Annotated in this window: 19 protein-coding genes and 2 tRNA genes; 18 read left to right on the top strand and 3 right to left on the bottom strand. The window is 43.5% G+C overall.

Going from position 1 to position 21,220, the window contains the following annotated elements; genetic code table 11:
* Positions 1-18: 18 nt before the first annotated feature.
* The gene (gene ispB, locus EL244_RS16370; protein WP_006814520.1) at positions 19-990 is read right to left on the bottom strand and encodes an octaprenyl diphosphate synthase; all 972 of its coding nucleotides are present in this window, start codon (positions 988-990) and stop codon (positions 19-21) included.
* Between the two features lie 334 nt (positions 991-1,324).
* On the opposite strand from ispB, the gene rplU reads away from it, so the two are divergent.
* From rplU to cgtA, 3 genes are all read left to right on the top strand, one after another.
* Complete coding sequence (gene rplU, locus EL244_RS16365; RefSeq protein WP_008913976.1) at positions 1,325-1,633, top strand: 50S ribosomal protein L21; 309 nt, start codon at positions 1,325-1,327, stop codon at positions 1,631-1,633.
* Positions 1,634-1,652: 19 nt separating this feature from the next.
* Entirely contained in the window at positions 1,653-1,910 is a 258-nt protein-coding gene (gene rpmA, locus EL244_RS16360; RefSeq protein ID WP_004905922.1) for a 50S ribosomal protein L27, read from the top strand.
* A 132-nt stretch (positions 1,911-2,042) separates the two neighbouring features.
* Positions 2,043-3,218: an Obg family GTPase CgtA gene (gene cgtA / locus EL244_RS16355; protein WP_126462332.1), complete on the top strand. Its 1,176-nt coding sequence runs from the start codon at positions 2,043-2,045 to the stop codon at positions 3,216-3,218.
* An 87-nt stretch (positions 3,219-3,305) separates the two neighbouring features.
* On the opposite strand, the gene dacB is transcribed toward cgtA, so the two are convergent.
* Positions 3,306-4,754 carry a serine-type D-Ala-D-Ala carboxypeptidase gene (gene dacB, locus EL244_RS16350; RefSeq protein WP_126462329.1) on the bottom strand — a complete coding sequence of 483 codons (1,449 nt, stop codon included), beginning with the start codon at positions 4,752-4,754 and terminating at the stop codon, positions 3,306-3,308.
* 259 nt (positions 4,755-5,013) lie between these two features.
* Here dacB and greA point away from each other — a divergent pair, with 259 nt between their 5' ends.
* Complete coding sequence (gene greA / locus EL244_RS16345; protein ID WP_006814516.1) at positions 5,014-5,490, top strand: transcription elongation factor GreA; 477 nt, start codon at positions 5,014-5,016, stop codon at positions 5,488-5,490.
* A gap of 118 nt (positions 5,491-5,608) precedes the next feature.
* On the opposite strand, the gene yhbY is transcribed toward greA, so the two are convergent.
* The gene (yhbY, locus tag EL244_RS16340; protein ID WP_006814515.1) at positions 5,609-5,902 is read right to left on the bottom strand and encodes a ribosome assembly RNA-binding protein YhbY; all 294 of its coding nucleotides are present in this window, start codon (positions 5,900-5,902) and stop codon (positions 5,609-5,611) included.
* A gap of 257 nt (positions 5,903-6,159) precedes the next feature.
* Here yhbY and rlmE point away from each other — a divergent pair, with 257 nt between their 5' ends.
* From rlmE to pnp, 14 genes are all read left to right on the top strand, one after another.
* Entirely contained in the window at positions 6,160-6,789 is a 630-nt protein-coding gene (gene rlmE / locus EL244_RS16335; RefSeq protein WP_006814514.1) for a 23S rRNA (uridine(2552)-2'-O)-methyltransferase RlmE, read from the top strand.
* A gap of 57 nt (positions 6,790-6,846) precedes the next feature.
* The gene (ftsH, locus tag EL244_RS16330) at positions 6,847-8,814 is read left to right on the top strand and encodes an ATP-dependent zinc metalloprotease FtsH (protein WP_126462903.1); all 1,968 of its coding nucleotides are present in this window, start codon (positions 6,847-6,849) and stop codon (positions 8,812-8,814) included.
* 70 nt (positions 8,815-8,884) lie between these two features.
* Positions 8,885-9,733, top strand: a complete 849-nt coding sequence (gene folP / locus EL244_RS16325; protein ID WP_126462326.1) for a dihydropteroate synthase — start codon at positions 8,885-8,887, stop codon at positions 9,731-9,733.
* Positions 9,726-11,063, top strand: a complete 1,338-nt coding sequence (gene glmM, locus EL244_RS16320) for a phosphoglucosamine mutase (RefSeq protein ID WP_006814510.1) — start codon at positions 9,726-9,728, stop codon at positions 11,061-11,063. Before folP ends, glmM begins: the two co-directional genes overlap by 8 nt.
* Positions 11,064-11,331: 268 nt before the next feature.
* Positions 11,332-11,676 (top strand): preprotein translocase subunit SecG, encoded by a 345-nt coding sequence (gene secG, locus EL244_RS16315; protein ID WP_006814508.1) that lies wholly within the window; start codon positions 11,332-11,334, stop codon positions 11,674-11,676.
* Positions 11,677-11,781: 105 nt separating this feature from the next.
* Positions 11,782-11,871: transfer RNA gene (locus EL244_RS16310), tRNA-Leu, on the top strand.
* A gap of 57 nt (positions 11,872-11,928) precedes the next feature.
* A tRNA-Met gene (locus EL244_RS16305) sits at positions 11,929-12,005 on the top strand.
* 208 nt (positions 12,006-12,213) lie between these two features.
* Positions 12,214-12,666 (top strand): ribosome maturation factor RimP, encoded by a 453-nt coding sequence (gene rimP, locus EL244_RS16300; protein WP_039854991.1) that lies wholly within the window; start codon positions 12,214-12,216, stop codon positions 12,664-12,666.
* Positions 12,667-12,689: 23 nt separating this feature from the next.
* On the top strand, positions 12,690-14,198 hold the full coding sequence (nusA, locus tag EL244_RS16295; protein ID WP_006814506.1) for a transcription termination factor NusA: 1,509 nt from the start codon (positions 12,690-12,692) through the stop codon (positions 14,196-14,198).
* A 23-nt stretch (positions 14,199-14,221) separates the two neighbouring features.
* Complete coding sequence (infB, locus tag EL244_RS16290) at positions 14,222-16,942, top strand: translation initiation factor IF-2 (protein WP_126462323.1); 2,721 nt, start codon at positions 14,222-14,224, stop codon at positions 16,940-16,942.
* Between the two features lie 86 nt (positions 16,943-17,028).
* Entirely contained in the window at positions 17,029-17,442 is a 414-nt protein-coding gene (gene rbfA / locus EL244_RS16285; protein ID WP_006814504.1) for a 30S ribosome-binding factor RbfA, read from the top strand.
* On the top strand, positions 17,442-18,395 hold the full coding sequence (gene truB, locus EL244_RS16280; RefSeq protein WP_126462320.1) for a tRNA pseudouridine(55) synthase TruB: 954 nt from the start codon (positions 17,442-17,444) through the stop codon (positions 18,393-18,395). The genes rbfA and truB overlap by 1 nt, the downstream gene beginning before the upstream one ends.
* Positions 18,396-18,507: 112 nt before the next feature.
* Positions 18,508-18,777 carry a 30S ribosomal protein S15 gene (gene rpsO / locus EL244_RS16275; protein ID WP_006814502.1) on the top strand — a complete coding sequence of 90 codons (270 nt, stop codon included), beginning with the start codon at positions 18,508-18,510 and terminating at the stop codon, positions 18,775-18,777.
* Positions 18,778-19,055: 278 nt separating this feature from the next.
* A complete protein-coding gene (gene pnp / locus EL244_RS16270) occupies positions 19,056-21,176 on the top strand; it encodes a polyribonucleotide nucleotidyltransferase (RefSeq protein ID WP_039854852.1) in 2,121 nt (706 codons plus the stop codon).
* The last annotated feature ends 44 nt before the right edge of the window (positions 21,177-21,220 follow it).

Below are 21,220 nucleotides of genomic sequence, written 5' to 3'. Positions count from 1 at the left end.
GATATAACACCTGAAAAATTAGGAATGGCGTTGGATTGCTATGTGTGCCAAGCCAATTAATGCTTGCTTATAAGCACTGTCTTCAAGGATATCTAAAGCATCAATTGCTTTTTGAGCTTCTTCTTGGGCACGTTGGTAAGTGTAATCGAGTGAACCACAACGTTTCATAGTTGCTAGAACTGTGTCTAGTAAATGGCGTCCATTACCTTGCTCAATCGCTTGCCTAATCAGTGCGGACTCTTCTTCGTTACCATGGTTCATTGCATGTAACAGTGGTAGCGTCGGTTTTCCTTCATCCAGATCATCACCGGTATTTTTACCCAGTTGGGTATTATCAGCATCGTAATCCAGAAGATCATCTACTAACTGGAATGCGGTGCCAATATAACGGCCATAATCCTGTAATGCTTTTTCTTGAGCAGGTGTTGCATTCGCTAAAATGGCAGAGGCGTGAGACGCCGCTTCAAATAAGCGAGCTGTTTTGCTATAGATGACCTGCATGTAGTTTTCTTCGGTAATGTTAGGATCGTTGCAGTTCATTAACTGCAAAACTTCACCTTCAGCAATGACATTAGTCGCTTCTGACATGAGCTTTAATACACGCATAGAATCAAGATCCGTCATCATTTGGAAGGATCGAGTGTAGATAAAGTCACCGACTAAAACGCTAGCAGCATTACCAAAAACTGCATTTGCTGTCTGTTTTCCACGACGCATATCCGATTCATCAACAACGTCATCATGTAATAAAGTGGCCGTGTGGATGAACTCTATCAGTGCGGCGACTTGGGTATGTTTATGCCCAGAATAGCCGAGGGATCGTCCGGCAAGGATCGCGATCATTGGTCGGATCCTTTTACCGCCGCCACTGATAATGTAGTAACCTAATTGATTGATTAACGCTACATCCGAATTTAATTGACTGAGGATCACTTTGTTTACCGCTGACATGTCCTCATTTGTCAGTTCAATAATAGATTCTAAATTCATTGTAAATTATTCATATTATTAGTTTTTGGGTCCTCCCGAGAGTCAAAAAGGGGGGAGCCGAGATCACAGTAATTCCGTAAGCATAACATTATTAATAATAAGATTATCGGGTGAAGTGCAAAAAATGTTTAAATAAGTAACAATTCAATATATTCCAAAAAAATCAGCCGGAAAAAGCCACACAAGATAAAAAAGTCGTATTTTTTGTAATCTAACTGCATTATTGGCTTGTGTTCTGATGCTTTTTTGCGTAGAATTCGCGCCCTATTGTGAATATTTTATAGCGTGCTCAGGAATTGAAATATTTAGCGAGTACGCGGAAAGCGGAGTTAATATGTACGCGGTTTTCCAAAGTGGTGGTAAACAACACCGAGTTAGCGAAGGTCAAACTGTCCGCCTAGAAAAGCTGGACATCGCAACAGGTGAAACTGTTGAATTTGATCAAGTTCTGATGGTTGCTAATGGCGATGAGATCCAAATCGGCGCTCCTGTCGTTGAAGGCGTTAAAGTGAAAGCGGAAGTGGTTGCACACGGTCGTGGCGATAAAGTTAAAATCGTTAAGTTCCGTCGTCGTAAACATAGCCGTAAACAGCAAGGTCATCGTCAGTGGTTCACTGATGTTAAGATCACTGGCATCGCTTAAGATTTAGGAGAGCAGATTAATGGCACATAAAAAGGCTGGCGGTTCAACTCGTAACGGTCGCGACTCAGAAGCAAAACGTCTGGGTGTAAAACGTTTCGGTGGCGAAGCTGTATTAGCAGGTAGCATCATCGTACGTCAACGTGGTACTAAATTCCACGCAGGTAACAACGTAGGTTGTGGCCGTGACCACACTCTATTCGCCCTAGCGGACGGTAAAGTTAAATTTGAAGTTAAAGGTCCAAACAATCGTAAATTTATCAGCATCGAAGCTGAATAAGTTTTCTGACTTTTAATTTTAGAATTAAAGCCCTGCAAAAACCTTTTGCGGGGCTTTTTATATTCAAAATACGCCATCTCTGGGTAATACAGCCATCCAGCACTATAATGGCTAGCAGACGGAGAAAGAATTATGAAATTTGTAGATGAAGCCAAAATATTGGTCGTGGCGGGAGATGGTGGCAATGGTTGTGTCAGCTTCCGTCGTGAAAAATATATCCCGAAAGGTGGACCTGACGGTGGTGACGGTGGTGATGGTGGTGATGTCTATTTACAGGCAGATGAAAACCTCAACACCCTGATCGACTATCGTTTTGAAAAATCATTCCGGGCTGAACGTGGCCAAAATGGTCAAAGTCGTGAATGTACTGGTAAACGTGGTCAAGATATCACGGTTAAAGTTCCTGTAGGAACCCGTGTACGCGATTTAGGTACTAATGAAGTACTTTGTGACATGACTCGTCATGAACAACGCCACATGGTTGCTAAGGGCGGTTTCCATGGGCTGGGTAACACCCGTTTTAAATCTTCAGTTAACCGTGCTCCGCGTCAGCGTACCATGGGAACGAAAGGTGAAACTCGTGAGATCCTTTTAGAATTAATGCTGCTTGCTGATGTGGGTATGTTAGGTATGCCGAATGCCGGTAAATCAACATTTATTCGCTCAGTCTCTGCGGCTAAGCCAAAAGTCGCTGATTATCCATTTACGACCTTAGTACCAAGCCTTGGTGTGGTGCGTATGGATAACGAGCAGAGCTTTGTGGTTGCTGACATTCCAGGGTTGATCGAAGGTGCTGCGGAAGGTGCGGGTTTAGGGATCCAATTCCTTAAACACTTAGAACGTTGCCGCGTATTGTTACATTTGATCGACATCTGTCCAGTTGACGAATCTGATCCTGTAGAGAATGCAAAGATCATTGTTGGTGAACTGGAGAAATACAGCGAGAAATTAGCACAAAAACCACGCTGGTTAGTCTTCAACAAAGTCGATATTTTAGGTGCAGAAGAGTCAGCTAAACGTGCAGCTGAAATTGCCAAAGGTATGGGCTGGGAAGATAAATACTATATGATTTCCGCAGTGAATCACGAAGGCGTGAAAGCACTGTGCTGGGATATCATGGAGTTTATGAATACCCAACCACGCAATATGTCCGTTGAAGATGAAACCAAACAGCCAGAGAAAGTTGAATTTATGTGGGATGATTACCATAAAGAGCAACTGTCTGAAGCTGAAGACCTTGATGACGATTGGGATGATGATTGGGATGAAGATGACGACGAAGGTGTCGAATTCATTTACCAAAAATAATTAATCGTTAGGTATATAAAAAGGCGCAAATTTTGATAATTGCGCCTTTTTTATACCTCAAGATCCTGAAAAGGATCTCTGTGAGGATCAGTTTTTCTGGTACAGATCTTTATATAAACGGCTCTCGAAACGCACTAATGGTACGCGACGACTACGCTGTTGGCTTTGAGGAACGGCATAGGCTGAAATAAATTGGACGAATGCAACTCGCTGCCCACTTGCTGTGGTAATAAAGCCAGCGAGGTTATAAACTCCTTGCAATGCGCCTGTTTTAGCTGAAACCTTACCGTTTACACCCGCTTCATCTAAACCGCCACGGTAGCGCAGCGTTCCATCATGGCCTGCTAACGGGAGCATTGAGATATAATCAAGTTGCTGATCGTTTTTAGCGATAAACTGCAAAACTTCCATCATAGTTGCTGGTGTAATCAGGTTATGTCGTGATAACCCAGAGCCATCCACCATCACGGTGTTACCTAAATCGATACCTGCTTTTTGCTTCAATACTTGTCTTACTGCATCAGAGCCTGAACGCCATGTACCTGGTACCCCATAGTAATCACGCCCAATGGTTCTAAATACCGTATCAGCGATCATATTATCTGATTTTTTCAACATAACTTTTAGCAGGTCATGCAAAGGTTTCGATTCTGTTTTGACGAGAACTTGGGATTGAGGAACGGGAAGTGTTCTTTTCTTTATGCTTCCAGTCAGTTCAATACCTGCATTGATCAACTCATTCTTAACAATTGCACCCGAATAGCTTGCGCCATTTTGTACTGCGAAAGCTAGAGGTAGGGGCTCACTGCGTTGAGTTAAGCAGCCTGTTAAGGTATATCGATTGAGCTCTCCTGGAACCACATCCAATTCACAGTAACGGGATTCTGGCGAACCTTTTGCAAGGGTTTTAACCTCACTAAACATATTCACTGGATAAAAATTAGCTGTTTTGATAAATGCCATATCGCCCGGTTTATCTGCGGGATAGAGGGAAACTGAGAAACAGTTTCTATCAATAATCGCGGCGGCAGGTGGTGCACTAAAGCATTGGGTCATATCGTTCCATACCCAGCCCGGTGCTTTGTCATGGCTTGCAAATGCTGAAATATCGACAATAAGGTCACCATCAACTTTATGAATACCGACTTGCTTTAATGCGTTGACCATATTGCGAATTTGTTGGCGAGTCAGTGTTGGGTCGCCACTGAAGCGGATGACTAAATCACCCGTCAGCGTGTTGTTATTTAATTTTGCATCGGTTTCAAAATTGGTTACGAAACGATAGTCTGGGCCTAATTGCAATAAAGCAGCCAATGCAGTGACGACTTTTTGGGTACTGGCCGGTAGCGCCATTTGTTGAGCGTTATAATCAATGAGTGGAGTATTACTTCCTACTTTCTGCGCAACCAGAGCAAGGTTAGTGCCGTCGGGGAGATACTGTTTAAAATCATCAACAGGAATAGATAAAGCTTGTGAACTTACGAAGGCAAGTCCTAAAGTGATGATTAATTTTCTGGTTGAAGTTAATAACGACATATATTTCACATATCAGGGTAGACATACTGCACATACTAAAGTGTAATGCCCAATAAAGTAAACGATGATCCGCTATTAACTCTCAGTTAAAATAGCGAACAGTATGATAAGATAAGTGGCTAAATTAGTCTGATTGAGTTATTTACACCCCAAGTAATTTGAACACCCCCCTACACACAGTGGTGTTCGGTGTACTGCTGTTACAAAATCAGGAAGATACTTATTTTTTATATAGGATTGAATCAGAGGTATTTATCAAATGAAACAGATTCCAATGACAGTATTTGGTGCAAACAAGCTCAGAGAAGAGCTCGAGTACTTGAAATCTGTCCGTCGCCCTGAAATTATTGCGGCAATTGCAGATGCTCGTGAGCATGGTGATTTAAAAGAAAATGCTGAATATCATGCTGCGCGTGAACAACAGGGGTTTTGTGAAGGTCGTATTCAAGAAATTGAATCTAAACTTTCCCACTCTCAAGTGATCGATATAACGAAAATGGTTAACAATGGACGTGTTATTTTCGGAGCAACAGTCACTGTACTTAACCTAGATACAGATGAAGAGCTAACTTACCGTATTGTCGGTGATGATGAAGCAGATATTAAAGTGAATTTAATCTCTGTCAATTCGCCAATTGCTCGTGGATTAGTGGGCAAAGAAGTTGATGATGTCGTCACAATTAAGACGCCGGGCGGGGATGTTGAGTTCGAAATTCTTAAAGTTGAGTATATCTGATTCCTATTTCCCTGAATTGGTTATATTATTTCACTGATTTAGAGAGAAAGGCCGCAGGCGGCCTTTTTCGTCATATAAAACATGCTTTCGATGGCATTTTTATATAAATGAAGAGTTATTATTTAGGTAAAATGATTTTGCGCTCAGCTGAAGGACGGTAGAGAACAAGAATTTTACCGATAACTTGGACATTTGCTGCACCAGTTTCGCGAACAATTGCATCAGCGATCAAATTTTTAGTATCACGATCTTCGCCTGCGATTTTGACTTTGATAAGCTCGTGATGTGTTAATGAGAGTTCTATCTCGGCCAAAACACCTTCGGTTAAGCCATTGTTGCCAATCATAACAACAGGGTTTAAGTGGTGAGCGAGACTTTTTAGGTGCTGGATTTGTTTTTTATTAAGATTCATCGATTTTTTGCTTGGTTAGTATTGAAAATGGCATATTCTACCGCCATCTGATCACTATCACCATCAATTATATCTTATTTGATGGTAAAGAAGCAGCTAATGATTACCCGAAGTCCATCGGGTTACTAGTAGGCGGCAACGTAAACTATCCTGAAATACATAGTAAATTATGTAGCTTGGGGAAAAAATGAAGCTAATCCCTTGTAACTTGAAGAATGTCGGGAAATGTATTTCTATTAGTATAGTTGGAAAGTGCAATGGCCAATAAAAAACGTTCGGCAAGCTCCAGTCGTTGGTTGCAAGAACATTTTAGTGATAAATATGTTCAGCAAGCACAAAAAAAAGGGCTCCGCTCACGTGCATGGTTTAAACTGGATGAAATCCAGCAAGGTGATAAGATTTTTAAACCAGGTATGACCGTTGTTGATTTAGGGGCCGCCCCAGGTGGTTGGTCGCAGTATGTTGTCAGCCAAATAGGTCATCATGGTCGTGTTATTGCTTGTGACCTGTTACCAATGGATCCCATCGTCGGTGTTGATTTCCTCCAAGGAGATTTTCGCGATGAAGCCGTACTTGCTGCTTTGTTAGAGCGAGTAGGGGATAAAAAAGTACAAGTGGTTATGTCTGACATGGCTCCAAATATGAGCGGAACACCTGAAGTAGATATTCCTCGCTCTATGTATCTGGTTGAATTAGCATTGGATATGTGCCGTGCGGTATTGGCTCCTGGGGGAAGTTTTATTGTTAAAGTATTTCAGGGAGAAGGCTTTGATGAATACCTCAGGGATATCCGCTCCCTATTTACGAAAGTTAAAGTTCGTAAACCCGAATCTTCGCGGGCACGATCGCGTGAAGTATACATTGTAGCGACAGGACTAAAACTATAGTACCCTGAGCGTTATTTGTTAACACAGTTGTAAGGTGAGGTTAATCCCTTGAGTGACATGGCGAAAAACCTAATTCTCTGGTTAGTCATCGCAGTTGTTCTGATGTCCTTGTTCCAGAGTTTTGGCCCAAGCGATTCGAATAGTCGCAGAGTTGATTATTCAACGTTTATCAATGAGTTAGCCCAGGATCAGGTACGTGAAGTTCGTATCACAGGTCGTGAATTGAACGTCAGAAAAGCGGATAATAGCCGCTATACAACTTATCTTCCTATGCAGGATGAGAAGTTGTTAGACACCTTGTTAAACAAGAATGTAACTGTCGTCGGTGAACCACCAGAAGAACCTAGCTTACTGACATCTATTTTCATTTCCTGGTTCCCAATGCTTCTGTTGATTGGTGTCTGGATTTTCTTTATGCGCCAAATGCAAGGTGGCGGCGGCAAAGGGGCTATGTCATTCGGCAAAAGTAAAGCCCGTATGCTGACAGAAGATCAGATCAAAACAACATTTGCAGACGTTGCTGGTTGTGATGAAGCTAAAGAAGAAGTGGGTGAAATCGTAGAATTCCTACGTGAACCAGCTCGTTTCCAAAAACTCGGTGGTAAGATTCCTAAAGGCGTCCTGATGGTAGGACCTCCGGGTACAGGTAAAACATTACTGGCAAAAGCGATTGCTGGTGAAGCTAAAGTTCCTTTCTTTACTATTTCCGGTTCTGATTTCGTGGAAATGTTTGTCGGGGTTGGTGCTTCGCGTGTTCGTGACATGTTCGAACAAGCAAAGAAAGCTGCGCCTTGTATCATTTTTATTGATGAAATCGATGCTGTTGGTCGCCAACGTGGCGCTGGTTTAGGTGGTGGTCACGATGAACGTGAACAGACACTGAACCAAATGCTGGTTGAGATGGATGGTTTCGAAGGTAATGAAGGCATCATTGTTATTGCTGCAACTAACCGTGCTGACGTACTTGACCCAGCATTATTACGTCCAGGTCGTTTTGACCGTCAGGTTGTTGTTGGTCTACCGGATGTCCGTGGCCGTGAACAGATTCTGAAAGTTCATATGCGTCGTGTTCCAATTGACCCAGGTGTTGATACCTCTATCCTTGCTCGTGCAACCCCAGGTTTTTCTGGTGCGGAGTTAGCAAACTTAGTTAACGAAGCAGCATTGTTTGCGGCACGTGAAAATAAGCGTGTTGTCTCCATGGCTGAATTCGAAAGAGCACGAGATAAAGTTTGGCTGGGTGCTGAACACCGTTCTTTAATGATGACGGAAGAGCAGAAAGAATCGACTGCTTATCATGAAGCTGGACATGCGATTGTGGGCTACTTGATGCCAGAGCATGACCCTGTTCATAAAGTGACTATTATTCCTCGTGGTCGTGCATTGGGTGTGACGTTCTACTTACCTGAAGGTGACCAAATTAGTGCGAGCCGTCAGAAGTTAGAAGGTAACATTGCAAGCACCTATGGTGGTCGTATTGCTGAAGAACTGATTTACGGTTATGACAAAATTTCTACCGGTGCATCAGGCGATATCCAGCAAGCCACCAACACAGCTAGAAAAATGGTGACTCAGTGGGGCTTCTCTGACAAGTTAGGTCCAGTGTTATATTCTGAAGAAGAAGGCCCAGCATTCTTAGGTCGTTCAGGACATAGCTCGACTTATTCAGATGAAACTGCACGTATTATTGATGAAGAGATCAAAGCAATTATCGACCGTGGTTATAAGGTTGCACATAAAACCTTAACCGACAATATGGATATTCTGCATGCAATGAAAGATGCATTATTGAAATATGAAACGATAGATATGCCAATGATTGATGACCTGATGAACCGCCGTCCAGTACGTGCGCCAGCAGGTTGGGATGAGGATAAAAAAGTTAACAACGTGACAGGCTCATTTGGTGCAGCAGCAAGCGCATCAAAACCTGAAACAGCGGCGACAGAACCTCAGCCTGAACAACCAACTGATAAGTCAGATGAAAATAATTCATCCGATAATAACGATAGCAAGCCACAATAAGCTATCGTCACAAGTTGATTAATTGAAAACCCCAGATTACTGGGGTTTTTTACGTTAAGGAAAAATAATCATGCACATTAAAGCTCGAGGTCATCTCCTTGACTTATCTACTCCTCAGGTGATGGGGATTCTGAATGTTACTCCTGATTCATTTTCAGATGGTGGCACCCATAATCGTTATCACGATGCACTCGATCATGTTGCTAAAATGGTTCAAGAAGGCGCAACGATTATTGATATCGGCGGTGAATCGACACGTCCAGGTGCGGCTGAAGTTTCTGTAAGCGAAGAATTAGACCGAGTTATTCCAATTGTAGAGGGCATTGCTAAGCGCTTTGATGTGTGGATTTCTGTCGATACCTCAAAAGCTCAAGTCATGAATGAAGCCGCTAAAGCAGGAATGCACATTATCAATGATATTCGTTCATTGCATGAAGATGGTGCGCTTGAGGTTGCAGCCAATACAGGGTTACCCGTATGTATTATGCACATGAAAGGCCAGCCAAGAACGATGCAGAATGCACCTGACTATGCGAATGTCGTCAAGGAAGTTAAAGACTACTTAGCCATTGAAATTAAACGCTGTGTAGATGCTGGAATTGATAAACAGCAAATAATTATCGATCCAGGCTTTGGTTTTGGTAAGAACCTGTCGCATAATTACCAATTATTAGCATATTTAGATCAGTTTCATGATTTCGGACTACCGCTATTGGCAGGTCTGTCACGCAAATCTATGATTGGGCAATTATTGAATGTTCCACCTCAAGAACGTCTTGCGGGCAGTTTAGCTTGTGCAACTATTGCTGCAATGCAGGGAGCACAGATTATTCGTGTTCATGATGTGAAAGAAACTGTGCAGGCAATGCAAGTGGTTCAGATGACTCTGTCAGAAAAGGAAAAGTTAGCGTATGAGTAACCGTAAATATTTTGGTACTGATGGTATTCGTGGCAAAGTGGGCGATAGTCCGATCACACCTGATTTCGTTTTAAAATTAGGCTGGGCTGCGGGTAAAGTCCTCGCACGTCATGGCTCACGAAAAATTATTATCGGCAAAGATACGCGTATTTCTGGCTATATGTTGGAGTCTTCTTTAGAAGCTGGCTTAGCGGCTGCTGGATTATCTGCATCGTTTACTGGTCCAATGCCAACGCCTGCGGTTGCATATCTCACTCGTACTTTCCGTGCCGAAGCGGGGATCGTTATTTCTGCCTCTCATAACCCATATTATGATAATGGGATCAAATTCTTCTCTATTGATGGAACTAAGTTGCCAGATGAAGTTGAAGAAGCTATCGAAGCTGAGATGGAAAAACCGATTACTTGTGTTGAGTCTGCTGAATTAGGTCGTGCAAACCGTATCGTCGACGCGGCAGGACGTTATATCGAATTCTGTAAAGGCACATTCCCCAATGAGCAGAGCCTGAACAGCCTTAAAGTTGTCCTAGACTGTGCAAATGGCGCAACGTACCACATTGCTCCCAATGTATTTAGCGAATTAGGTGCAGAAGTTATCGCCATTGGTTGCGATCCTAATGGTATCAATATTAATGAAGAGTGTGGCGCAACAGATGTTCGTATGCTGCAAGAGCGCGTCATTGCAGAGAAAGCGGATGTAGGTTTAGCTTTTGATGGTGATGGCGATAGAATCATCATGGTTGACCACGAAGGTAACAAAGTCGACGGTGACCAAATCCTATATATCATTGCACGTGAAGCATTACGCCAAGGCCAGTTAAAAGGTGGCGTTATTGGCACCTTGATGAGTAACATGGGTTTGGAGATTGCACTGAAACAACTGGGTATTCCTTTTGAGCGAGCTAAAGTCGGTGACCGGTATGTACTGGAAAAACTGCAAGAAAAAGGCTGGCGCATGGGAGCGGAAAACTCAGGGCACGTTATTTTATTAGATAAAACCACTACGGGTGACGGTATTGTAGCTGGGCTGCAAGTACTTAGTGCAATGGTTCGTAACCAAATGAGTTTACATGACCTCTGCAGTGGGATGAAATTATTGCCACAAGTGTTGGTTAACGTACGTTTCAAAGGCAAGCATGATCCTCTACAAAGTGATGCGGTCATTGCAGCAAATGAACAAGTAGAAAAAGAGTTAGCTGGGAAAGGTCGTGTATTACTCAGAAAATCGGGTACCGAACCACTTATCCGTGTGATGGTCGAAGGTGAAGATGAAGAGACCGTGACTAAAATGGCTAACCATATTGCTGATGCAGTAAAAGCAGCGGGTTAATTAAATTTATTCATTGAAATGGGTTTTCTTAATGCTTATAAAAATAAACGTTAAGACGACATAATTAGATGGCTGAGTATTATTTCGATAATTTGTTGATTTTTTCTTCAAATGGTCGCGTGAAAGCAAAATAGACTTGCTTGTCAGCTCAGCTTTGGTTAGTATTCGCACCTGCTCAATCCTGCAATTATATTTTTCAGTATTGGGTAGGTGTGCAGTATAAGGGTCATAGCATAGGCTATGCGCCGTAACTGAATAGGTAACTCAAATGTATATAGCTCTCTTAATTATCTTTTTGCTAGTGGCTATCAGCCTGATTGGTCTGGTGATGTTACAGCAAGGTAAAGGTGCTGACATGGGTGCATCATTCGGTGCGGGCGCTTCTGCAACACTGTTTGGTTCATCGGGCTCAGGTAACTTCATGACCCGTATGACTGGAATCTTGGCTGCTGTGTTTTTCATTATCAGTTTAGTGCTTGGCAATATGACTGCCAACAAATATGGCACTGGTACAGGTAGTAAGTGGGAAAACATTAGTGAACCGGCAAAAGTCGAGCAACCAACAGACGTTCCGGCAGCACCAGCAACACCAACGAGCGATATCCCTCGTTAAGTGTTTAAGATTCCGGATGAAGGCATTTAGTCCTCATCAGTAGTAAAGCAGTAGAAGTTAAAAATTTGAGGTTATTGATGAGTAAATTAGTAACCTCACCTCAGTGCCGAGGTGGTGAAATTGGTATACACGCTACCTTGAGGTGGTAGTGCCTACAAAACGGGCGTACGGGTTCAAGTCCCGTCCTCGGCACCATTATTTTAGACGACTTGTATACAACAAATAGTCAGTGTAAAATAGTCACGTTTCGAACGCGGGATGGAGCAGCTTGGTAGCTCGTCGGGCTCATAACCCGAAGGTCGTTGGTTCAAATCCAGCTCCCGCAACCATTTCCTTATTCACATATCTTGCAGTCCATTATTAGATATCGTTAACGTAATTTCTCATCGATTTATCTAGATTTTCAAGGTATACTAGGATTATGGTAAACCCATGCGTTATGGGTCCAGTTACAAAAGCCCCGATATCGGGGTTTTTTGTTATTTGATAATCGAATTAACTGGGCTATATGCCCTTTTTTTATGTCTGGGGGTGGGCTTGTCCACATTAGAGCAAAAATTAACAGAGATGGTTTCGGCACCAGTAGAAGCACTAGGCTTTGAGTTTGTTGGCTTAGAATTCGTTCGTGGGCGCACGTCGACACTACGTATTTTCATTGATAGTGAAGAAGGCATCACTGTTGATGATTGTGCTGATGTCAGCCATCAGGTAAGTGCAGTATTGGATGTCGAAGATCCAATTTCTGTAATCTATAACCTTGAAGTTTCGTCACCGGGAATGGAGCGTCCATTATTCACGATCGCTCATTACGAGCGTTTTATGGGTGAAGAGGTGGCTCTGACATTACGTATAGCTATGCAGAACCGCCGTAGATGGCAAGGTATTATTAAAGCCGTTGATGGTGAAATGATTACGGTTACTGTAGATGGTAAGGATGAGGTGTTCGCCCTCGGCAACATCCAAAAAGCTAACTTGGTACCCCACTTTTAATAAAGTTCAATGAGGCAACTAGGATGAACAAAGAAATTCTGGCTGTTGTTGAAGCGGTTTCTAACGAAAAATCCCTCCCTCGTGAAAAAATCTTCGAGGCTCTGGAAACTGCACTAGCGACAGCAACCAAAAAGAAATACGAGCAAGAAATTGAGGTACGTGTTGAGATCGACCGTAAATCAGGTGATTTTGACACTTTCCGCCGTTGGTTAATTGTTGATGAAGTGACAATGCCAACACGTGAAATCACTCTTGATGCAGCTCAGTTCGAAGATCCTGAACTGCAATTGGGTGGATATGTTGAAGACCAGATTGAGTCTGTTGTTTTTGACCGTATTACAACGCAAACTGCTAAACAAGTTATCGTACAGAAAGTTCGTGAAGCCGAACGTGCGATGGTAGTTGATCAATTCCGTGAGCAACAAGGTGAAATCATCACTGCTCAAGTGAAAAAAGTTAACCGTGAAAATATCACCTTAGATTTAGGTAATAATGCAGAAGCGGTTATCTTGCGTGAAGATATGTTACCTCGCGAAAATTTCCGTCCAGGTGACCGAATTCGCGGAGTACTGTATGATGTTCGACCTGAAGCTCGCGGTGCACAGCTTTTTGTCACTCGTTCTCGCCCAGAGATGCTGATTGAATTATTCCGCATTGAAGTGCCAGAAATTGGTGAAGAAATCATTGAGATCAAAGCTGCAGCTCGTGATCCAGGCTCGCGTGCTAAAATCGCAGTAAAAACTAACGACAAACGTATCGACCCAGTTGGTGCTTGCGTTGGTATGCGTGGTGCAAGGGTTCAAGCCGTTTCTAGTGAACTAGGCGGTGAAAGAATTGACATCGTGTTATGGGATGATAACCCTGCTCAATTCGTTATTAATGCTATGGCTCCGGCTGATGTGGCATCTATCGTTGTTGATGAAGACAACTGTACAATGGATGTTGCCGTTGAAAGCAGCAACTTAGCCCAAGCGATTGGTCGTAATGGTCAAAACGTTCGCTTAGCAGCTCAGTTACTGAAAATACATCGTGGTGATGACAAGTGGGAACTGAATGTCATGACTGCGGAAGAGCTGAATGCAAAACATCAGGCAGAAGCACATGCTTCTATTGAAACATTCACCAAGCATCTTGATATTGACGAAGAGTTTGCCACAACATTGGTTGAAGAAGGCTTCTCTACGTTAGAAGAACTGGCTTACGTGCCAATTAAAGAGCTTCTGGAAATTGACGGTCTTGATGAAGAAACCGTTGAAGTTCTACGTGAAAGAGCAAAAGCGGCCCTCACCACAATCGAATTGGCTCAAAAAGAGAGCCTAGGTGATAATCAGCCAGCAGAAGATTTGTTGAATCTTGACGGTATGGATCGTACTCTTGCCTATAATTTGGCTACTCGTGGAATCTGTACACTGGAAGATCTTGCTGAGCAGGGCATCGACGACCTCATTGATATTGAAGGTCTGAATAATGAGAAAGCAGGCGAACTCATTATGGCCGCACGTAATATTTGCTGGTTCGGTAACGATGCGTAAACACTGTAGCAGGAAGGAACGGCATGACAGAAACTGTAAAATCATTGGCAACGGAAATTCAAACCACAGTTGATCGCCTGGTACAGCAATTTGCTGAAGCAGGGATCACTAAAGGTGAGAATGACTCTGTTAACCAGTCTGAAAAAGAAGCTTTACTGAGCCACTTAAACCGTGAACAAGGCGGAGTAGCGGGTCAGCCAAGTAAATTAACATTGCAGCGTAAAACTCGTAGTACGCTGAGTGTTCCAGTCACCGGTGGCAAAAGCAAATCGGTAAATGTTGAAGTCCGCAAAAAACGCACTTATGTGAACCGTGACGCTGAAGAAGCGAAATCGGAAGAGCAGGCGCAGCGTGAAGCGGAAGAGCAGGCACAGCGCGAAGCTGAGGAACTGGCAAAACGTGCAGCAGAAGACGCTGCCAAACGTGAAGCGGAAGCAAACGCTAAACGTGAAGCCGAAGAGAAAGCAAAACGTGAAGCAGCTGATAAAGCTACGCGCGAAGCAGCGGAAAGAGAAAAAGTGAAACAAAGCGAAAATCATCAAAAACCAGGCAAGACTAACGAAAGTAATGCCGAAAAACAGCGTCGTGAAGCTGAAGCAGCTGAGCTGAAACGTAAAGCCGAAGAAGAAACTCAACGTAAAGTTGAAGCGGAAGCTCGCCGTGTTGCTGAAGAAGCCCGTAAAATGGCTGAAGAGAACGGTGAGAAATGGACGGCTGAAACTAAAACTGAAGAAGACAGCGACTATCACACTACAACGTCTACCCATGCTCGTGCAGCAGAAGACGAAAGTGATGAGAAAGAAGAAGGTCGTCGTTCACGTAACCGTACAGCGAAAGCTCCACGTCAGAAAAAAGGCAATAAACTGTCTGAGAAAGCTGATCGTGAAGAAGAGCGTGCTGCGGGTCGTTCAGGTCGTTCTAAAGGTAAGCAGCGTAAAGGTAGTTCTTTACAGCAAAGCTTCACCAAACCTGCTGTTGCGGTAAACCGTGACGTAGTGATTGGCGAAACCATTACCGTTGGCGAACTGGCTAACAAAATGGCGGTTAAAGGCTCACAAGTCATCAAAACGATGATGAAAATGGGTGCGATGGCAACCATTAACCAAGTGATTGACCAAGAAACTGCACAGTTAGTAGCAGAAGAAATGGGACACAAAGTTATTCTGCGTCGCGAAAACGAGTTAGAAGAAGCGGTGATGAATGACCGTGACACTGGCTCAGCGGTAAAAGAACCTCGTGCTCCTGTTGTGACCATCATGGGTCACGTTGACCATGGTAAAACCTCTTTACTGGACTACATTCGTTCAACGAAAGTAGCATCAGGCGAAGCAGGTGGTATTACTCAGCACATCGGTGCATACCACGTCCAAACTGACAAGGGTATGATCACCTTCTTAGACACCCCAGGTCACGCCGCGTTTACTTCGATGCGTGCACGTGGTGCTCAGGCAACGGATATCGTTGTTCTGGTTGTTGCTGCAGATGATGGTGTAATGCCACAAACAATTGAAGCGATCCAACATGCGAAAGCTGCGGGCGTACCAGTTGTTGTTGCTGTGAACAAAATGGATAAACCAGAAGCTGACCCAGATCGCGTTAGAAATGAACTGTCTCAGTACGGTATTATTTCTGAAGAGTGGGGCGGTGAAACGCAGTTTATCGGTGTATCTGCAAAAGTGGGTACCGGTATCGATGAACTGTTAGATGCTATCTTGCTGCAAGCTGAAGTTTTAGAACTGAAAGCGGTATATGCAGGTATGGCAAGCGGTGTTGTTGTTGAATCTTATCTGGACAAAGGTCGTGGCCCAGTTGCGACAATCTTAGTTCAAGAAGGTACCTTGAATAAAGGCGACATCGTTCTGTGTGGATTTGAATATGGCCGTATTCGTGCAATGCGTAACGAATTAGGTAAAGAAGTTCAATCTGCAGGTCCTTCAATTCCAGTTGAAATTTTAGGGCTTTCAAGCGTTCCTTCTGCCGGTGATGAAGCGACAGTTGTTCGTGACGAGAAAAAAGCACGTGAAGTTGCTCTCTATCGTCAAGGCAAATTCCGTGATGTGAAATTAGCTCGTCAGCAGAAATCTAAACTGGAAAACATGTTTGCTAACATGGAAGAAGGTAAAGTTTCTGAACTGAATATCGTTCTGAAAACTGACGTTCAGGGTACTTGTGAAGCTATCACTGAGTCTCTGATGAAACTGTCAACTGATGAAGTTAAAGTTAAAATCATCGGTTCAGGCGTGGGTGGTATCACTGAAACTGATGCAACTCTGGCTGCGGCATCGAATGCTATCATTCTTGGCTTTAACGTTCGTGCTGATGCATCTGCACGTCGCGTTATTGAAAGTGAAAGCGTCGATTTACGTTACTACTCAGTAATCTATAGCCTGATTGATGAAATCAAACAAGCAATGAGTGGTATGTTGGCACCTGAATACAAACAGCAAATCATTGGTCTTGCAGAAGTCCGTGATGTATTTAAATCACCGAAATTTGGTGCTGTTGCTGGCTGTATGGTTACTGAAGGTACCATTAAACGTAATAACCCAATCCGCGTCTTACGTGATAACGTGGTTATCTACGAAGGTGAGTTGGAGTCACTGCGTCGCTTCAAAGATGACGTGAGCGAAGTTCGTAACGGTATGGAATGTGGTATCGGTGTTAAGAACTACAACGATGTCCGTGTCGGCGATATGATCGAAGTCTTTGAAATCATCGAAGTTAAGCGTTCAATCGACGGTTAATTTTGTGAGTACCCACGAGACATCGTGGTTATAAAAAAGTATTTGTGAGGGGGCAATAGCCCCCTTTATTGTCAGGAGATATAACGATGGCAAAAGAATTCAGTCGTTCTCAACGCGTAGCTCAAGAAATGCAAAAAGAAATTGCGATTATCTTGCAGCGTGAGATTAAAGATCCTCGTATTGGCATGGCAACCGTATCTGGTGTCGAGCTTTCACGGGATCTGGCATACGGTAAAGTTTTCGTCACCTTTTTCAACATCGCCAATGATGATAAGAGCGAAGCTGAAATGGTTGCTGAAGGTATTAAAGCATTAAACGAAGCATCTGGTTTTATTCGTTCATTACTCGGAAAAGCAATGCGTTTACGCATTATTCCTGAGCTGACTTTTGAATATGATAGCTCGCTAGTTGATGGTATGCGTATGTCTAACCTAGTATCGAATGTGATTCGTAATGACGAAGAACGTCGTTCTGGTACAGATGATAAAGAGGAAAAATAATGGGTCGTCGTCGTAGCGGGCGTGATATAGATGGCGTATTGCTGCTGGATAAACCTACTGATATTTCTTCAAATGATGCGCTGCAAAAAGTGCGGCGCTTCTTTAACGCGAACAAAGCAGGGCATACTGGTGCATTAGACCCGTTAGCGACGGGGATGCTGCCAATCTGTCTTGGTGAAGCAACAAAATTTTCACAGTTTTTACTCGACTCGGATAAACGTTATCGAGTGATTGCACGCCTTGGGCAGCGTACGGATACTTCCGACTCCCATGGTGAAATTATCTGTGAGCGTGAAGTTAAGTTTACAGCAAAGCAACTTGATGATGCTTTAGAGCATTTTCGTGGTGATACTCTACAAATTCCTTCCATGTATTCGGCACTCAAACACCAAGGGCGGCCACTTTATGAATACGCAAGGAAAGGGATTACAATAGAGCGAGAAGCCCGTCCTATCACTGTGTATGAGCTTCAGTTTATTCGTTGGGATAACAACGAATTAGAGCTGGAAATTCATTGTTCGAAAGGTACGTATATTCGAACCATCATTGATGATTTAGGTGAAATGTTAGGATGTGGTGCTCACGTCACTTATCTGCGTCGTGTACAAGTGGCTAATTATCCTTATGACCGAATGGTCTCTTTGGAACAATTAGCGGCTTTACGGGCAAAAGTGGATGCCGGTGAAGGGTCTTTTGAAGCACTCTTGGATTCACTGTTATTGCCAATGGATACCGCAGTTGTTCATTTTCCTGCTGTGAATATCACAGAAGACACCGCCGCATATTTTAAACAGGGTCAACCTGTATGTGGTAATGTACAAGGCCTTGCGCAAGGCGAAATGATCCGAGTCACTAGTGGTACAGAGCAGCGGTTTATTGGTATTGCTCTGGTGAGTGAAGATGGACGTATCGCACCAAAGCGTTTGGTTGTAGAAAATGAGCAGCCCGCATAATGGCGCTTATTGCTTTGCTGCTTTAAGCAGCGTAGAATAGCGGCGCTTAATCTTGAGATGCTAAATTAGAGATTGGCTCTCATCACTTATATTAATTCATTTGGAGTTTACTATGTCTCTAAGTACTGAAGCGAAAGCGAAGATCGTTGCTGAATTCGGCCGCGGTGAAAATGACACGGGTTCAAGCGAAGTTCAAATCGCTCTGCTGACAGCTCAAATCAACCACCTGCAAGGTCACTTCTCAGAGCACAAAAAAGATCACCACAGCCGTCGTGGTCTGCTGCGTATGGTTGCTCAGCGTCGTCGTTTACAGGCTTACTTGAAAGGTAAAGATATCGCACGTTACACAGCGCTGATCGAGCGTCTGGGTCTGCGTCGTTAATCTTGTCAGTTTCAGTGGAAAGGGGCCTAATGGCCCCTTTTCTGCTAAAAGTTATTTCGAAAGTTGAAGTAATACTCGAATTATACTTAACTTAAATGTTAAGCTATTATCGATAATTGATTGTTTTAGCTAAAACCTCTTAAAACTACATCCGATTCGCGCGACTAATGAGAACATTGATGACAAGAATATCAATTTTCTCATTAGTCGCGAGGCTGTAGTAGAAAATAACCATGCTACTCGAGAATCTCTGGTAGCCTTACAAAAAGGGTAATATTTTGTTGAATCCTATTGTTCGTAAATTCCAGTATGGCCAGCATACCGTGACATTAGAAACCGGCATGATCGCACGTCAAGCAACTGCGGCTGTGATGGTTAATATGGATGACACTGCAGTATTCGTTACTGCTGTAGCACAGAAAAAAGTGAAAGAAGGTCAAGATTTCTTTCCTTTAACTGTTAACTATCAAGAGCGTACTTATGCAGCGGGTCGCATCCCAGGCAGTTTCTTCCGTCGTGAAGGCCGTCCTGGTGAAGGTGAAACTTTAGTTGCACGCTTAATTGACCGTCCTCTACGTCCGCTGTTCCCAGAAGGTTTCCTGAACGAAATCCAAATCATTGCAACCGTTGTTTCAGTTAACCCACAAGTTAACCCTGATATCGTTGCGATGATCGGTGCTTCTGCTGCACTGGCTCTGTCAGGCGTTCCATTCAATGGTCCTATCGGTGCTGCACGTGTTGGTTATATCAATGACCAATATGTTCTGAACCCAACTGCAGACGAATTAAAATCAAGCCGTCTGGATTTAGTTGTTGCAGGTACTGACAGCGCAGTCTTAATGGTTGAATCTGAAGCTGAATTATTAAGTGAAGAACAAATGCTGGGTGCGGTAGTGTTTGGTCACGACCAACAGCAAGTTGTTATTCAAAACATTAATGATTTAGTGAAAGAAGCCGGTAAAGAAAAATGGGATTGGCAGCCAGAGCCAGTTAACCAAGCACTGAAAGATCGTATTGCTGCATTGGCTGAAAGCCGTATGGGCGATGCTTACCGCATCACTGAAAAACAAGAGCGTTATGCTCAAGTTAACCTGATCAAAGAAGAAGTGACAGCAGCTCTGCTTGCTGAAGACGAAAACGTTGATCTGTCAGAAGTTTCAGACATTCTTGCTCACTTAGAAAAACAAGTTGTTCGTAGCCGTGTTATCCGTGGTGAGCCACGTATCGATGGTCGTGAGAAAGACATGGTTCGTGCGTTAGACGTGCGTACTGGTGTTCTGCCACGCACCCACGGTTCTGCGTTGTTCACCCGTGGTGAAACACAGGCACTGGTAACAGCAACGTTAGGTACTGAGCGTGATGCACAAGTTATCGACCAATTAATGGGCGAATATACTGATCGCTTCTTATTCCACTACAACTTCCCTCCATACTCTGTTGGTGAAACTGGCATGGTGGGTTCACCTAAACGTCGTGAAATCGGTCACGGTCGCTTAGCTAAGCGTGGCGTATTAGCAGTAATGCCTTCACACGCAGATTTCCCATACACTATTCGTGTAGTGTCTGAGATCACTGAATCTAATGGTTCATCATCAATGGCGTCTGTATGTGGTGCGTCACTAGCTCTAATGGATGCTGGTGTACCTATCAAAGCGGCTGTTGCTGGTATCGCGATGGGTCTGGTGAAAGAAGGTAACGATTTCGTTGTTCTGTCTGATATCTTAGGTGATGAAGATCACTTAGGTGACATGGACTTTAAAGTTGCTGGTAGCCGTGAAGGTATCAGTGCTTTACAAATGGATATCAAAATCGAAGGTATCACTCGTGAAATCATGCAGGTTGCTCTGAACCAAGCTAAAGGTGCGCGTCTGCACATCCTAGGCACAATGGAACAAGCAATTAATGGTCCACGTGAAGAAATCTCTGAATTTGCTCCACGTATCTATACCATCCGCATTAGCCCAGACAAAATCAAAGATGTCATTGGTAAAGGCGGCTCGGTTATCCGTGCATTAACGGAAGAAACGGGTACAACTATCGAAATCGAAGATGACGGTACCGTGAAGATTGCTGCAACAGATGGTCTGAAAGCGAAAGAAGCGATTCGTCGCATTGAAGATATCACAGCAGAAGTCGAAGTTGGTCGTATCTACCCAGGTAAAGTCACTCGTATCGTTGACTTCGGCGCATTTGTTGCCATCGGTGGTGGTAAAGAAGGTCTGGTTCACATTTCTCAAATCGCTGATAAGCGTGTAGAGAAAGTGACTGATTATCTGCAAATGGGTCAAGAAGTTCCTGTTAAGGTGTTAGAAATCGACCGTCAAGGCCGTATTCGCCTAAGCATGAAAGAAGCAGTTGTGAGCGAAGAAGCTCCAGCTCAGCAAGACTCAGCGGAATAAGCTGACCTAAAGTGTAGCGCCTGATAATATTAGGCGCTATCAGC

It is taken from the genome of Providencia rustigianii, from assembly GCF_900637755.1.
Lineage (GTDB): Bacteria > Pseudomonadota > Gammaproteobacteria > Enterobacterales > Enterobacteriaceae > Providencia > Providencia rustigianii.
Note: the sequence above shows the minus strand (reverse complement) of the source record. Positions and strands in the feature narration are given on the sequence as shown.

What these genes read in the sequence shown, in the direction of transcription:
- rplU (WP_008913976.1), top strand. Translation starts at nt 1,325, where the DNA reads ATGTACGCGGTTTTCCAAAGTGGTGGTAAACAACACCGAGTTAGCGAA.
- rpmA (WP_004905922.1), top strand. Translation starts at nt 1,653, where the DNA reads ATGGCACATAAAAAGGCTGGCGGTTCAACTCGTAACGGTCGCGACTCA.
- ispB (WP_006814520.1), bottom strand. Translation starts at nt 990, where the DNA reads ATGAATTTAGAATCTATTATTGAACTGACAAATGAGGACATGTCAGCG.
- greA (WP_006814516.1), top strand. Translation starts at nt 5,014, where the DNA reads ATGAAACAGATTCCAATGACAGTATTTGGTGCAAACAAGCTCAGAGAA.
- dacB (WP_126462329.1), bottom strand. Translation starts at nt 4,754, where the DNA reads ATGTCGTTATTAACTTCAACCAGAAAATTAATCATCACTTTAGGACTT.
- folP (WP_126462326.1), top strand. Translation starts at nt 8,885, where the DNA reads ATGCACATTAAAGCTCGAGGTCATCTCCTTGACTTATCTACTCCTCAG.
- truB (WP_126462320.1), top strand. Translation starts at nt 17,442, where the DNA reads ATGGGTCGTCGTCGTAGCGGGCGTGATATAGATGGCGTATTGCTGCTG.
- glmM (WP_006814510.1), top strand. Translation starts at nt 9,726, where the DNA reads ATGAGTAACCGTAAATATTTTGGTACTGATGGTATTCGTGGCAAAGTG.
- cgtA (WP_126462332.1), top strand. Translation starts at nt 2,043, where the DNA reads ATGAAATTTGTAGATGAAGCCAAAATATTGGTCGTGGCGGGAGATGGT.
- nusA (WP_006814506.1), top strand. Translation starts at nt 12,690, where the DNA reads ATGAACAAAGAAATTCTGGCTGTTGTTGAAGCGGTTTCTAACGAAAAA.
- ftsH (WP_126462903.1), top strand. Translation starts at nt 6,847, where the DNA reads ATGGCGAAAAACCTAATTCTCTGGTTAGTCATCGCAGTTGTTCTGATG.
- rbfA (WP_006814504.1), top strand. Translation starts at nt 17,029, where the DNA reads ATGGCAAAAGAATTCAGTCGTTCTCAACGCGTAGCTCAAGAAATGCAA.
- rpsO (WP_006814502.1), top strand. Translation starts at nt 18,508, where the DNA reads ATGTCTCTAAGTACTGAAGCGAAAGCGAAGATCGTTGCTGAATTCGGC.
- secG (WP_006814508.1), top strand. Translation starts at nt 11,332, where the DNA reads ATGTATATAGCTCTCTTAATTATCTTTTTGCTAGTGGCTATCAGCCTG.
- rlmE (WP_006814514.1), top strand. Translation starts at nt 6,160, where the DNA reads ATGGCCAATAAAAAACGTTCGGCAAGCTCCAGTCGTTGGTTGCAAGAA.
- infB (WP_126462323.1), top strand. Translation starts at nt 14,222, where the DNA reads ATGACAGAAACTGTAAAATCATTGGCAACGGAAATTCAAACCACAGTT.
- yhbY (WP_006814515.1), bottom strand. Translation starts at nt 5,902, where the DNA reads ATGAATCTTAATAAAAAACAAATCCAGCACCTAAAAAGTCTCGCTCAC.